The 14,610-nt window shown below is 50.7% G+C and carries 11 protein-coding genes; 2 read left to right on the top strand and 9 right to left on the bottom strand.

The window, feature by feature from the left end; genetic code table 11:
• Positions 1–16: 16 nt before the first annotated feature.
• From aceB to scpA, 6 genes are all read right to left on the bottom strand, one after another.
• The gene (gene aceB / locus AOC32_RS04540) at positions 17–1,606 is read right to left on the bottom strand and encodes a malate synthase A (protein ID WP_108508350.1); all 1,590 of its coding nucleotides are present in this window, start codon (positions 1,604–1,606) and stop codon (positions 17–19) included.
• An 84-nt stretch (positions 1,607–1,690) separates the two neighbouring features.
• Positions 1,691–2,152 carry a VOC family protein gene (locus AOC32_RS04535; RefSeq protein WP_108509334.1) on the bottom strand — a complete coding sequence of 154 codons (462 nt, stop codon included), beginning with the start codon at positions 2,150–2,152 and terminating at the stop codon, positions 1,691–1,693.
• Between the two features lie 5 nt (positions 2,153–2,157).
• On the bottom strand, positions 2,158–4,170 hold the full coding sequence (gene accC / locus AOC32_RS04530; protein ID WP_108508349.1) for an acetyl-CoA carboxylase biotin carboxylase subunit: 2,013 nt from the start codon (positions 4,168–4,170) through the stop codon (positions 2,158–2,160).
• A 22-nt stretch (positions 4,171–4,192) separates the two neighbouring features.
• On the bottom strand, positions 4,193–5,725 hold the full coding sequence (locus AOC32_RS04525; RefSeq protein ID WP_108508348.1) for an acyl-CoA carboxylase subunit beta: 1,533 nt from the start codon (positions 5,723–5,725) through the stop codon (positions 4,193–4,195).
• Between the two features lie 8 nt (positions 5,726–5,733).
• Positions 5,734–6,762, bottom strand: a complete 1,029-nt coding sequence (gene meaB, locus AOC32_RS04520) for a methylmalonyl Co-A mutase-associated GTPase MeaB (RefSeq protein WP_108508347.1) — start codon at positions 6,760–6,762, stop codon at positions 5,734–5,736.
• Between the two features lie 9 nt (positions 6,763–6,771).
• Positions 6,772–8,949, bottom strand: coding sequence for a methylmalonyl-CoA mutase (gene scpA / locus AOC32_RS04515; RefSeq protein ID WP_108509333.1), 2,178 nt, complete (start codon positions 8,947–8,949; stop codon positions 6,772–6,774).
• Between the two features lie 152 nt (positions 8,950–9,101).
• Here scpA and AOC32_RS04510 point away from each other — a divergent pair, with 152 nt between their 5' ends.
• Complete coding sequence (locus AOC32_RS04510) at positions 9,102–9,740, top strand: GntR family transcriptional regulator (RefSeq protein WP_108508346.1); 639 nt, start codon at positions 9,102–9,104, stop codon at positions 9,738–9,740.
• Between the two features lie 44 nt (positions 9,741–9,784).
• On the opposite strand, the gene AOC32_RS04505 is transcribed toward AOC32_RS04510, so the two are convergent.
• Both AOC32_RS04505 and AOC32_RS04500 read right to left on the bottom strand, forming a co-directional pair.
• On the bottom strand, positions 9,785–10,126 hold the full coding sequence (locus AOC32_RS04505; RefSeq protein ID WP_108509332.1) for a c-type cytochrome: 342 nt from the start codon (positions 10,124–10,126) through the stop codon (positions 9,785–9,787).
• Between the two features lie 17 nt (positions 10,127–10,143).
• Positions 10,144–10,506, bottom strand: a complete 363-nt coding sequence (locus AOC32_RS04500) for a c-type cytochrome (protein ID WP_108508345.1) — start codon at positions 10,504–10,506, stop codon at positions 10,144–10,146.
• Positions 10,507–10,651: 145 nt separating this feature from the next.
• Between AOC32_RS04500 and AOC32_RS04495 the strand changes: the two genes are divergently transcribed.
• Positions 10,652–11,107 (top strand): RidA family protein, encoded by a 456-nt coding sequence (locus AOC32_RS04495; RefSeq protein WP_108508344.1) that lies wholly within the window; start codon positions 10,652–10,654, stop codon positions 11,105–11,107.
• Here the strand turns inward: AOC32_RS04495 and AOC32_RS04490 are convergent.
• Positions 11,104–14,607 carry a UvrD-helicase domain-containing protein gene (locus AOC32_RS04490; RefSeq protein ID WP_108508343.1) on the bottom strand — a complete coding sequence of 1,168 codons (3,504 nt, stop codon included), beginning with the start codon at positions 14,605–14,607 and terminating at the stop codon, positions 11,104–11,106. The two genes, AOC32_RS04495 and AOC32_RS04490, sit on opposite strands and share 4 nt — an antisense overlap.
• Between the last annotated feature and the right edge of the window lie 3 nt (positions 14,608–14,610).

Genomic DNA, 14,610 nt, shown 5'->3' with positions numbered 1-14,610 from the left:
GCTAGATGTCCTGGGTTTAAAACTCTTCGTACAGCGGCAGGGTTAAGAACTCCACGAAATCATCATTGGCAACCAAATCTTCAAAGATCTTGGCAGCGCGATCAAATTGTCCAACAGCACCCGAGTCTTTTACCTTTGTGAGCTCTTCACCAATCAATTGACGCACCAGCTCAAGGGTGACTTTACGACCGTCGTCGAGAACTCCTTTGGGCGACCGAATCCATTGCCATACTTGCGAGCGGCTGATCTCAGCGGTGGCGGCATCTTCCATCAAATTGTGGATCGGCACGCAACCGTTACCAGCCAACCAAGCGCCCATGTAATGGATACCGACGTTAATGTTGTAACGCAGCCCTGCTTCGGTGATGGGTCCTTCAGGAGCAAAGTTGAGTAAATCCGCAGCGGTTACTTGAACGTCATCGCGTTGACGATCAAATTGATTGGGCTTATCACCCAATACGGCTTTGAACTCATTCATGCACAGCTCAACCAAACCTGGATGGGCAACCCAGCTACCATCGTAGCCATCGGTCGCTTCGCGACGTTTGTCGGTCGACACGGCTGCAAGCGCAATCGCATTCTTCTCAGGATCGTTCTTAATGGGAATGAAGGCGCTCATACCGCCCATTGCTGGGGCGCCACGCTTATGGCAGGTCTTTAATAGAAAGAGTGCATAGGAGCGCATGAAGGGTGAGGTCATGGTCACCTTCACACGATCGGCTAAGCAGAAGTTTTTATCGAGCTTGAATTTCTTAATCGCAGAGAAGATGTAATCCCAACGACCAGCGTTTAAGCCCGAACTGTGATCACGCAACTCATAAAGGATCTCATCCATTTCAAAAGTTGCATTAATGGTCTCAACCAATACCGTAGCCTTGATGCTGCCGTGCTTCATGCCCAGCTCTTTCTCCGCCATGGTGAAAATATCATTCCACAAACGCGCTTCGAGATGGCTCTCAATCTTTGGCAAATAGAAAAATGGTCCTAAGCCCCTAGATTCAAGGTACTTGCCGCTATTAAAGGTGAAGATGGCGAAGTCAAAAATACCGCCTGAGACGCGCTGACCATCCACCAAAACGTGTTTCTCATCAAGATGCCAACCGCGAGGACGAACAATTAAGGTCGCGGTTTTTTCATTAAGCTTGTATTCTTTACCAAAGAGGTTAAGCTCGATATCGCGGCGCACGGCTTTCTTTAAATTGACATGCCCTTGCACAATGTTTTCCCAATAGGGGCTATTGGAATCCTCAAAGTCCGCCATATAGGAGTCGGCACCGGAGTTCAGGGCATTAATCACCATCTTGGCATCGACGGGACCGGTTAGTTCAACGCGGCGCGTTTCCAGTGCTTTGGGTACTGGAGCAATTTTCCAATCGCCCTCACGGATTGATTTTGTTTCTGGCAAGAAATCAAGCTTTTGACCAGCATCTAATTTTTTTGCTAGCTCAACCCGTTTCTTGAGAAGTTCCTGACGGCGTGGTTCGAAGGCACGATGCAATTTAGCAACGAACTCGAGGGCTTCAGGGGAAACAACGGTTGCGAAATCTGGATTGAGTTTGGCTTTGAGCTCAATGCCACTGGATTCGATGGTTGGGGCGCCAGACATGAATACTCCTAATCGGTTTTAAGGATTAAATGACAAATTGATGACTATTATGCCTGAATTGTTGCACTGCACACAAATTGGGGTTTATGCCAATGCGGCAATTACGTCGGGTGGCGCTTGTACCAGTTCGATCAAAACCCCTTCGCCCGAGAACATGAACTCCTCATTCGCTTTAGGGTGAACAAAAATAATGTCGTGACCTGCTGCTCCCTTACGAATCCCACCGGGCGCAAATCGCAGACCCCGTTGTGTTAACCACTCCACTGCCTTAGGCAAATCATCGACCCACAGACCAATGTGATTGAGTGGCGTTTGATGCACAGCTGGTTTTTTCTCGATATCAAATGGTTGCATCAAATCAATTTCAACCTCGTGTGGGCCGCGACCGATGGCACAAATATCCTCATCGACGTTCTCGCGCTCGGATACGAAGGTATCTTTGTATTGCAGGCCAAGAAGATCAACCCACAAGGCTTTTAGTTTTTGCTTGTCCGTGCCGCCAATGGCAATTTGCTGAACCCCCAGAATTTTGAATGGTCGACTCATGGTAATCACTTCGCAAACTGAATAATAATTTGATCAACCGCCAGACTCGATCCTTCACTGGCGCAGATATCAGCCACGATGCCATCTTGTGCAGCAAATAGCGTGTTCTCCATTTTCATGGCCTCGATCACCACCAGTTTCTGACCGGCGCTGACCTTATCCCCTTTAGCCACATGCAATTTGCTTAAGAGTCCGGGCATGGGTGATAGTAATAACTTTGATGTATCAGGAGGTGCCTTGTATGGCATGCGGCGTTGCAACTCTGCCCCGAATGGACTTAAGACCACACAGTCAAAATGTACGCCGTCTTGCATCAACACATAACCCAAGCCTGGGCGCTCGACTTGCGCACATGCCGTCGGTCCATCGTTTAAGCGATAGATCAGTCGAATCGAACCAGGTTGCCAATCACTCTCCAGGAAATAATCCGTCATCGTGTGCTTGCCTTGATTGGCCTTGACGGATATTTGGTAACCGTGATCGCGTTGCTCAATCCTGGTGTTGTAAGAGGTGTCACCATGCATCACTACAAACTCTTGGGTGATCTTCATTTCGTGGCCTAAGAGCTGCCCCTCGAGCAACTTGGCACGCTCTAAATACCGACGGTGCACAAAACTTGCCAAGGCCGGCAAACGATTTGGGTCACTAGGCTCAACCGACCCTTTTAAAAATCCCTTGGGGAACTCTTCCGCAATAAATCCAGTATTAAACTGGCCTGAGAGGAAGCGTGGGTGTTGTAATAAAGCGGATTGGAACTGAATGTTCGAATGAATCCCCCGAATCACAAACTCATTGAGCGCCCCGCGCATTTTGCTCATTGCCTCCTCGCGGTTGGCACCATGCGTAATCAGTTTTGCAATCATCGAGTCGTAATACATCGGGATCTCACCACCCTCGTATACACCCGTATCAACTCGCACACCATCTTTGGATGCCGGAGGCTGATACTTCACCAAGCGTCCGGTGGATGGCAGGAAGTTACGTAATGGGTCTTCCGCATTAATGCGGCACTCCATCGCCCAGCCATTGCGTGGAATTTGGTTTTGGGTAAATGCCAACTTCTCACCAGCAGCCACTCGTATCATTTGCTCCACAAGATCAAGTCCTGTGATAGATTCGGTGACCGGATGCTCAACCTGCAAGCGTGTGTTCATTTCTAAGAAGTAGAAGGACTTGTCTTTACCAACCACAAACTCCACAGTTCCTGCTGATTGGTAGTTAACCGCTTTGGCTAAGGCCACAGCCTGTTCGCCCATGGCTTTACGAGTCGCGTCATCTAAAAATGGGGATGGCGCCTCTTCGATGACTTTTTGGTGACGGCGCTGGATCGAGCACTCACGCTCCCATAAATACACCACATTGCCGTGCGCATCGCCCAATATCTGGATCTCAATATGCCGCGGCTCTTCAACAAACTTCTCAATGAAGACACGGTCATCTCCAAAACTATTGAGTGCTTCATTCTTGCAAGCCACAAAGCCTTCGGCCGTTTCTTGATCGTTATACGCAACCCGCAATCCCTTGCCGCCACCACCGGCGGAGGCCTTGATCATCACAGGGTAACCAATCCCCTGCGCAATTTTTACTGCAGCCTGTGGGTCATCAATAGCGGCATTATGGCCGGGGATGGTATTTACCTTTGCCTCCAAAGCGAGCTTCTTGGAGGCAATCTTGTCGCCCATCGCAGCAATCGATTGGTATTTGGGGCCAATAAAGACAATGCCCTCTTCCTCAACGCGTTTGGCAAATTCTTCGTTCTCAGATAAGAACCCGTAACCTGGATGCACTGCTTGCGCACCTGTTTCTTTACATGCCGCAATGATGCGATCCATTTGCAGGTAGGACTCGCGTGATGGTGGCGGTCCAATGCAAACGGCCTCATCGGCAATGCGAACGTGACGGGCCTCAGCATCTGCCTCGGAGTACACCGCAACCGTTTGTATCCCCAGCCGCTTAGCGGTTAGCATCACTCGGCAAGCAATTTCACCGCGGTTTGCAATTAAGATTTTCTTAAACATAGTGATTCGTTAGTCGGTTAGATTAAAGAGGAATGTTGCCGTGTTTACGCGGCGGATTTTGTAAATCCTTGTCTTGCAACATCGCGAGTGATCGTGCAATGCGCTTGCGTGATTCATGGGGCATGATCACATCGTCAATATAGCCACGCCGTCCGGCGACAAAGGGGTTTGCAAACTTGGCTTTGTACTCTGCTTCACGCTCAGCAATCTTTTGCGAATCATTTTTCTCTTCGCGGAAGATGATTTCAACGGCACCTTTGGGCCCCATCACCGCAATCTCTGCCGATGGCCAGGCAAAGTTCACATCGCCACGCAAATGTTTTGATGCCATCACATCGTAGGCCCCACCGTAGGCTTTGCGCGTAATTAAGGTTACTTTGGGAACGGTGCAATCGGCATAGGCATAGAGCAACTTGGCACCGTGCTTAATAATGCCGCCGTACTCTTGGGCGGTGCCTGGCATAAAGCCTGGCACGTCGACCAAGGTCACCACTGGGATATTGAAAGCATCACAAAAACGCACAAACCGAGCGGCTTTAATTGATGATTTGATATCCAGACACCCTGCGAGTACCAGTGGTTGATTGGCAACAATACCCGCGGTCTGGCCGCCAATGCGGGCAAAGCCAATAATGATGTTCTTTGCATAGTCGGGCTGCAACTCGAAGAAGTCTTCATCATCCACAATCTTATGAATCAGCTCTTTCATGTCATACGGCTGATTGGGGTTGAGCGGCACCAATGTATCGAGCGAGTAATCAGGCTCATCCGACCAGACAAGACCGCCCAGAAAAGGGGCCTTTTCTTTGTTCGAGAGCGGTAGATAACTATAGAAACGGCGCAGCATCATGATTGCTTCGACATCGTTATTAAAGGCTAGATCACAAACACCCGATACGGTGGAATGGGTGTTTGCGCCACCCAAATCTTCTGCGGTGACATCTTCGTGGGTCACGGTCTTTACAACCTCGGGTCCGGTCACAAACATGTAGGAGGTGTCTTTCACCATGAAGATGAAATCCGTCAATGCGGGTGAGTACACTGCCCCACCTGCGCAAGGACCCATAATCAAGGAGATTTGAGGGATCACACCTGAGGCGGATACGTTCCGTTGGAAGATCTCCGCATAACCGCCAAGCGAGGCGACCCCTTCCTGAATGCGTGCACCACCAGAGTCATTCAGTCCAATCACGGGTGCACCCACTTTCATGGCCTGATCCATGATCTTGCAGATTTTCTCGGCATGGGCTTCGGATAAAGAGCCGCCCAGAACTGTGAAGTCTTGCGAGAACACAAATACCAAGCGGCCATTAATCATGCCGTAACCGGTAACGACACCATCGCTCGGTACGGTTTGATCAGCCATCCCAAAATCCGTACAGCGATGCTCCACAAACATATCCCACTCTTCGAAGGAGTCTTCGTCGAGTAACAGCTCGATCCGCTCCCGTGCGGTGAGTTTGCCTTTGGCGTGCTGAGCGGCAATGCGCTTTTGGCCACCACCGAGACGCGCTAACTCGCGCTTGGATTCCAATTGAGAAATAATGTCTTGCATAAAAACTCCTATTGAATATCGGTTTGCATCGCGTCTAGTAAGCGACGCGCTGCCACAGAAGGTGCGATCGTGCCCTCATTCACGGCGGCACTGAGTTCGGGTAATAACTGCTGTACTCCGGGATGGTTCTTAAAATTACTTTTGAGAGCGCTATCGATGCGCTCCCACATCCAAGCAGTGGCTTGCTGACGACGACGTTTTTGTAGATGACCATTCTTCGTCTCAAGAGACCGAAAGCGAGTGATCTCATCCCATAACTGCGCCACGCCTTGATTAAGGAGTGCACTCATTTGCATCACCACGGGATGCCATTGCTCCGCATGATGAGCAACGTGATCTGGGTTCCCCTGAAACCCCATTAAGCGCAAGGAGCTCGTAATAAATGCTTGGGCACGGGTGGCCGCATCCGGATCCAGATCCGCTTTATTAATCACGATGAGATCCGCAATCTCCATCACACCTTTTTTAATCGCCTGCAGATCATCACCGGCATTGGGGAGTTGCAACAACATAAAGAGATCGGTCATCCCAGCCACCGCAATCTCGCTTTGCCCTACCCCCACGGTCTCCACAATCACCACATCATGCCCAGCAGCTTCCGCTAAGAGCATCACCTCTCGGGTGCGCTCGGCAACACCGCCTAAGGTTCCAGAGGATGGGCTTGGACGAATAAAGGCATTCTCATTAACTGACAGTAGTTCCATGCGGGTCTTATCGCCCAAGATCGATCCACCCGACAAACTTGAGGATGGATCAATTGCCAGGACAGCAACCCGATGACCTTTGGAAATCAAGTAAAGACCTAAGTTCTCAATTAAAGTCGATTTACCAACCCCCGGTACTCCTGAGATTCCGAGACGAAAGGATTGCCCAGTATGTGGCAAGATGGTGTTAAGCAATTGATCGGCGCGCGTGCGATGATCAAGGCGCGTTGACTCCAACAAGGTAATGGCTTTGGCCAATGCCCGACGTTGTTCCGCACAGGGCTTGCCGAGCAAGGCTGCCACTAACTGCTCATCGCTTGGGGCATTCGACATTGCGAGGGCTTAGCGCAGGTTATTCCGAATTTGCTCGAGTACGTCTTTTGCGGATGCGGGGATCGGCGTACCGGGTCCGTAGATGCCTTTGACACCCGCCTCATACAAAAACTCGTAATCCTGACGCGGAATGACGCCACCCACAAACACAATGATGTCGTCGGCACCTTGCTTTTTGAGTTCCGCCACAATCGCGGGGACCAAGGTCTTATGACCCGCTGCTAGGGTAGAGATCCCCAAAGCATGCACATCGTTTTCAATCGCTTGGCGCGCACACTCCTCAGGCGTCTGAAATAAAGGTCCCATATCAACATCAAAGCCCAGATCAGCATAGGCAGTGGCCACCACTTTGGCACCGCGATCATGCCCATCCTGGCCAAGCTTCGCGATCATGACCCGCGGACGGCGTCCATGTTCTTTGGCAAACTCAGCAATCTCGACTTTGAGTTTTTCCCATCCTTCGGCTGAATCGTATGCGGCTGCGTACACTCCGGTCACCTTTTGTGTATCGGCACGGTGGCGCCCGTAGACTTTCTCCAAAGCATCCGACACCTCGCCCACCGTTGCGCGTAAACGAATTGCTTTGACCGCTAAATCCAATAAATTACCCGTGTTGTTCTCGGCTGCTGCGGTTAAATCGGCTAAGGCTTTGTCAACCTGCGATTGATTGCGCTTGGCCTTGATGTCCTTTAAGCGAGCAATTTGATTATTGCGAACCATGTCGTTATCGATGACTAAGACATCCACCAAACTCTCTTCTTGCAGTTTGTATTTGTTGACACCCACGATCACATCCGATCCAGAATCGATCTTGGCTTGCTTTTGTGCAGCAGCCGCCTCGATCTTTAACTTGGCCCAACCACTTTCCACAGCTTTGGTCATGCCACCCATCTGATCGACTTCCAAAATAATTTCCCAGGCGGCATCCGCCATCTCTTGGGTGAGTTTCTCCATCATGAACGATCCCGCCCAAGGGTCAACCACGCTCGTGATATGGGTCTCTTCTTGCAAAATTAATTGGGTGTTGCGAGCAATTCGGGAGGACATCTCCGAAGGCAAGGCAATCGCTTCATCAAATGAGTTGGTATGCAGGGATTGCGTACCACCAAAGACCGCGGCCATCGCTTCAATCGTAGTACGCACCACGTTGTTATAGGGATCTTGCTCGGTCAGCGACCAGCCAGAAGTTTGGCAATGGGTGCGCAACATCGATGACTTTGGATTTTTAGGATTGAACTCTTTCATGATGCGCCACCACAGGATACGAGCAGCGCGCAGTTTGGCAACCTCAAGATAGAAGTTCATACCGATCGCAAAGAAGAAGGACAGACGGCCGGCAAACTCATCCACATCGAGACCCTTGGCTAGGGCAGTTTTGACGTACTCCTTGCCATCGGCCAGTGTAAATGCGAGCTCCAGGGCTTGATTGGCTCCAGCCTCTTGCATGTGATAGCCCGAGATCGAGATCGAGTTGAACTTGGGCATATTCTTTGCGGTGTACTCAATGATGTCACCAACAATGCGCATCGAGGGTCCGGGTGGGTAGATATAGGTGTTGCGCACCATGAACTCTTTCAGAATATCGTTCTGAATCGTGCCACTCAGTTGCTCTTGCTTCACTCCCTGCTCTTCACCGGCCACGATATAACCTGCCAAGACTGGTAATACGGCACCATTCATGGTCATCGAGACTGAGATTTTGTCCAAGGGAATGCCATCAAAGAGGATCTTCATATCCTCCACTGAATCAATTGCGACCCCTGCTTTGCCCACATCACCCACCACCCGAGGATGGTCCGAGTCGTAGCCCCGATGCGTAGCCAGATCAAATGCCACCGAGACCCCTTGACCACCTCCTTCAAGGGCTTTGCGATAGAAGCGGTTGGACTCTTCTGCCGTAGAGAATCCGGCGTATTGGCGGATGGTCCACGGGCGCACCGCGTACATCGTCGCCTGTGGTCCACGCAGATAGGGCTCAAATCCAGGAAGCGAGTTCACATAAGGCAAGCCCTGAAGATCATTTTGGGTATAGAGCGCTTTGAGATGGATTCCGTCGGGAGTATCCCAACCCAAGGCATCCGGGTTGCCATTCGGCGCTGATTTGCTTGCCGCCTTTTGCCATTGCTCAAGCGATTGATCGGCTGCAGTTGGCCACTGCCCGCTGGGTTGTGATGCGTTCTTCGTCATAAGCGCCCCATATGTGCATGAATGTGCATTGATATTTTCTTCATTTTGCTTGACTTTTTTGGTTTTGTCCATAGAATTGGATACATAATTATGAATTCATAAATGTATTTCAATTCAGTGAAATCATTAATAAACAATGACTTACAGAGATCATGAGTAAATTACTTTCAACACGCCCACTCTATGAAGAGGTAGCAGACCAACTGCGTAGCCGTATTTTTGCGCATGAACTAGCCCCCGGTGCTTGGATTGATGAACAGAGCCTTGCCAAGGAATTTGGAATTAGCCGCACCCCCATGCGCGAGGCTATTAAGGTGTTGGCTGCTGAGGGCCTCATCACCATGAAACTGCGCCGTGGCGCTTATGTCACCGAAGTCAATCGTGGCGATCTGGAGCAAATCTTTACGGTTCTCTCCTTGCTTGAGGGTGAAGCTGCCAAAGAAGCTGCTACCAAGGCAAAAGAAAGTGATCTCAATACCTTAGATGATCTGCACTTGCGACTTGAGAAGGCAGCGGCTGATCGCAACCTCGATTTATTCTTCGAGATCAATGTTCGCTTTCATGAGCGCATCATCGCGATTGCGGCCAATCCCTGGATGACCAGCGTGATTGACGATCTACGTAAGGTTCTAAAACTGCAACGCAAAGACTCGTTATCACGCTCAGGGCGTCTGCAACAGTCATTAAGTGAACACCGTGAGATCCTAAAAGCCCTCCTGAAGCGCGATCCGGTTGCTGCTGAACAGGCGATGCGCACTCACCTCGCCCATGGTTTGGAGGCTGCCAAATAAAAAGCCTCCAGGTTGAATTGGAGGCCTTTGAGATTGGGGATGATCTATTTTTTTACGATCAACTCACCAGGAATGGATGCAATATAAGCAGCCATATCCTTTAGATCTTTATCGCTAAATTGCTTCACTTGCGATTGCATGATGGCATTGTTGCGACCCACTAAAGAATTACCGTCTACTTGGTAGGACTTCAATGCGTAATACAGGTAGTCTTGGTATTGACCCGCAATTTTTGGATAGGCCGGAGCTACTGGGGCCTTGAGACCAGCACCATGGCAGGCGGCGCAATTGTTCTTTTCAACCAATTCTTTACCCTTGGCAACATTACCAGCATGGGCCAACCCAATCGAGGCACTTAACAAGGATAGGATCAGAGCGGATTTCATCATGTTCTCGATTCCAATTACTTTAAGGGGTTACGGGGAGAGGTTGGCGTTTGAGTCGAGTAGTAGGCAGCCAAGTCAGCCATATCTTGATCGTTCAAGCTTCCAGCAATTGCTCGCATGGTTGGGTGCTTGCGCTCACCCGATTTGTAAGCCTTTAGCGAGGCAACAATGTAATCTGCATTCTGGCCACCGATCTTGGGAACCCGATAAACCTGGGGCCAGTCAGCCCGGTAATCATTAATGGCATGACAGCCTGCGCAAAGCCAGACTTTGGCCTCTCCTGCTTTTGCAGAACCTTTGACCTCTTGGGCATGAGCGGTGATTGAGAATAGACCGGCGAATACTGCAGCGCCGAGCGAAGTAACGATGGCTTTATTCATATGCGTGATCGTGTTGCAAAATGGTTGATATTTTGTAGGCTGAAGTATAGCGGACAGCGAATATTGTCAGGTAATTTTGTCATCTCCCTATACTAAAGGCTTGTTGGATGATTTCGTGTTTAACCCCGTTCCTTGAAGGAGTTTCATGAGCGTGATTTCCCAAAAACTGAACGACCTAGGAATTACCCTAGTAAGTCCTGGCGCACCCGCAGCTGGCTACGTAATGGCGGTTACTACTGGTCATCAGGTATTTTTATCAGGTCATATTGCCAAACGCGATGGCAAACCATGGGTTGGTAAATTGGGGCTCGACATGGACACTGCCACCGGCCAGTTGGCTGCTCGAAGTATCGCGATTGATTTACTCTCAACTCTAAATGCCCACCTTGGCTCGCTCGATCGAGTTCGTCGGGTTGTGAAGGTGATGGGTCTCGTGAACTCTACCCCCGAGTTCACTGAGCAGCATATAGTAATGAATGGTTGTTCCGAACTCATCGTCGAAGTATTTGGTGAGATTGGTAAACATGCTCGTAGTGCTTTTGGGGTTGCGCAAATCCCCTTGGGGGCTTGTGTCGAAATTGAAATGATCGTCGAGATCTAAGCTAGTAAATCGGTGCTGTAGCCCTGCCCATCAATTAACAGACTGCGCACCCTTTTGTCTGGAAATAATCGCTGCACCGCTTGGCAATAGCGCTCGAGCTGGAGCTGATATTGAGAATAAAGAGGATCGGTTTTTTCAGGGATGCTGAGCTTGTAATCCAAAACAACAAGCTCGTTTTCAAACTCAACCAAGCGATCAATCCGCAAGCACCGCTCTTCATATACAACATCAAGCTCATTCCAAGCATTGCAATAGATTGCGGGGTCAAAGAATCGCAACAACTCAGGGCTATTGCAAACGGAGCGAGTACGTTCAATCGTTCGCTGGGCACTGGTCTCATCCATACCGAATCGATTTGCAAGCAATTGAGCATCTGGAATGGCTTGCGCCACTCGGTATTGCGCAGGCGTGACCCGTTCAAGTAGCGCATGAAACCACTCGCCCTCTTGCATGCGCCGCTGCTCATCGACACTGTGTGTGGTAGATCTGGGAGGCAAGCTTGGCACACCCTGCCAGGTTAGCACCAAATCAGGGTACTCAAATGGTTCGTCACTTTGTGGTGATTCGGGCTGGCTTGAATATCGGTAGTCAACCTGCGCCTCATCGAGCTCCATGAAGACTGGGACCTGACCTTCACAAGCGCGCTCATACCAGCTGTCAGGTACCAAACCGCCCTGCTGGCGATTGCGGGTGCTTTCCACCCCGCTTAACCAAAGTCCCTGCTTGGCACGGGTGAGTGCCACATAGAAGAGGTTCCAGTTCTCATGCAAGGCGATACCTTTCTCTTGCGCCAGCAAATCTTCACGCGCTTTAGATAAGCTAAGCTTCGTGAACATCGACAAGTGATCTGGCGCCTGCTGATCGGGGTCCCAATCGAGTAATACACCGCGTCCTGGGTTGGTGATCGCTGTATGGTTGCAATCCAGAATGATCACAAATGGAGCCTCCAAACCCTTCGCCCCATGAATGGTCATTAAGCGGATGCGTTGTTGACGATTTGTGATTGAGTGGGTATCTAGATCAAAATCCCCATCTTCCAGCTCATCGCTCTCATCCTCCAAGGGAACCTCACCGCGCATCTCACCTTCATCGGGTGTCTCATCTTGATCGCCACGCCGCATTTGTTTGAGTTGAGTGATAAATCGTCCTAAGCTGGGATAGCGCCCGCCATCCAGATTGAGGGCAAGCTCCAGAAAGGCATCTAAATTGGCTAAGACTTGATCCCGATCGCGTGCTTGGCACACGCTGGCATATTTGCAGCGAATATCGCCCGAGAAATACACATGATCGAGAAGGTCGTGTACCGGCAAGTGTTTGGCCAACTCCATCCACGCCATGAGTTGCTTGGCAATCCCCAAAAAGGTCTCGGCATAGGGATGATCATCGGCATGCGTTAGCGCTTCCCACCAATTGCGATAGCCACGATTACTTTGCACTAACTCTGAGAGTGTTTGCATCTGCCCTTCACTCAGACCATACAAGGGGCTGCGCAAGACCTGCGCCAACGCAAGATCATGATTGGGGTTACTAAGAATGGTTAGTAAGGCGATCAGGTCATCGACCTCAAGGGTCTCGAGTAAGCCGCCCAAGCGCGGACTCTCAAAGAGTAGATTGGCATGGCGCAATGCCTCTTCATACTCGGGTAGGTATTGACGACGTTTGACAAGAACCAAGAAATCGCCTGGACGAGCTGGTCGCCAGACTTTGTGACGCTGTTGTTGGCGATTGGGATCGACTACCTCATCGAGCACCAAACGCGTACGTAGCACCTCATGAATTAATTGCGCTAGGCGCTCCCCTTCCAACAGTCGTTGCTGTTTCGCGCCAGTATCACGCGTATCAGCAAATGGCATCACCAGAGCATTCTCGCGAGCACTGACCTGCGGCTCATCGATGATCGGGATTAATGGCAGACGATAAGCCTCGCCTTTAGCGAATTTTGAATGGCTTGGTATATCGGGAGCACTCCAAAGTGTGGCCTGCTCCTGAAATGGATAGTTGCTGGGGACTCGATTGGTCGTGAAGATACGGTTCACCACCTCCACAATCTCAGGCGCATTGCGCCGTGTGGTGTTCTGTTGTTCAAGATGAGCCTGATCGTGGGCTTGCAAGAAGCGGGTAGCTGCTCCAAATAAACGGGGGTCGGCACGACGAAACCGATAAATGGATTGCTTAGGATCCCCCACGATAAATACCTTGGGCTTATCTTGATCGTCACCGTAGGCCGCAAGCCAGGCCCGCAGAATTTGCCACTGCAAGGGATTGGTATCCTGAAACTCGTCAATCAGAATATGGCGATAGCGTGCATCCAAGCGTGCTTGCCAATACGCTGCAACACGTGGATCCGAAATCAGTTGCGCCACGCCAAGCTCTAGATCATCAAAGTCGCGCACTCGCATGCGTTCTTTGCTACGCTCAATATGCTCAAGCATGGCTGCACCGATGGCAAACCAGGCTTGATTGAGTGCAAGCGCCTGTTGCTGGGCTTGCCATTCAATCAATTGCTCACAGGCCATCGCCCAGGCTTGCCGAGTAGCTATGAATCGATTGGGATCCTGGTTCTGCGCCTCCAAATACGATTGAATCGCTTTCGAGGCGCTGTCGTTGTCCTTGCGATAGCTTGGGAGCTCATCACGCGTCATAAACACGGGGATCAGCAAACCAATCGCGGTATCGAATTGTTTTTCCTTTAACGCTTCAAGTGCTGCGCCCAACTCTGCAAGACCCTGCTGATCACGTACGCCGCCATGAGATAACACCTCATACAACATGGAGAGCTCTTGCCGCGCTGTACTCTCCTCGAGTTTGATGAGTAAGGGGTTGGGCTGAGAAAGCGTGTTACAGCATCTGCGTAAGGCCTCGGTGATGGGTTCACCGCGAGCCTCGCAGGCTTTCTTGAAAAATACCCAGGCGCCTTTTTGCTGTACTAGCCCATTGGCTCCCAATAAAAACTGATGGGCTTGAGCTGAACCCAGTTGCTCAATCAAATACTCATAGTTCGGCAGAACATCGGCCGGCATCGACGCCCACCAATCCTCTAAGCACTGCTGTTGCAAGCGTTTGGCATCCTCGCGCAGAGTAAATCCAGACTGAGCCCCCATCGAGACCGGCGCCCCAGCCAGCAAGCGTCCAAACCATCCATGAAAGGTATCAATTGAAACGGTATGGGGATTCAATAACAGGCGATCATAGAGCGTACGTGCGGACTGAAGATGCGCTTGTGCTGCTTCGTGATCAAGCCCTCGCTCCACCAGCGCATGGATAAGCTCAGCATCACTCATCGTGGCCCAGGACTGCAAGAGTTGATACAGGCGTTCACGCATCTCTTGCGCAGCCTTGCGTGTAAAGGTGAGAGCCAAGATGGATCGGGGCGACTCACCGGCAAGCAAAATGCGGACTAAGCGTGCAACCAGTAACCAGGTTTTACCGCTACCAGCGCATGCGGAGACCACCACCGAGCGCTGGGGGTCACAGACGATTGCGATATTGAGAGATTGCATGGT

Origin of the sequence: Polynucleobacter acidiphobus (genome assembly GCF_003065385.1) — a bacterium.
Lineage (GTDB): Bacteria > Pseudomonadota > Gammaproteobacteria > Burkholderiales > Burkholderiaceae > Polynucleobacter > Polynucleobacter acidiphobus.
This window is presented reverse-complemented; position numbering and strand designations above follow the sequence as displayed.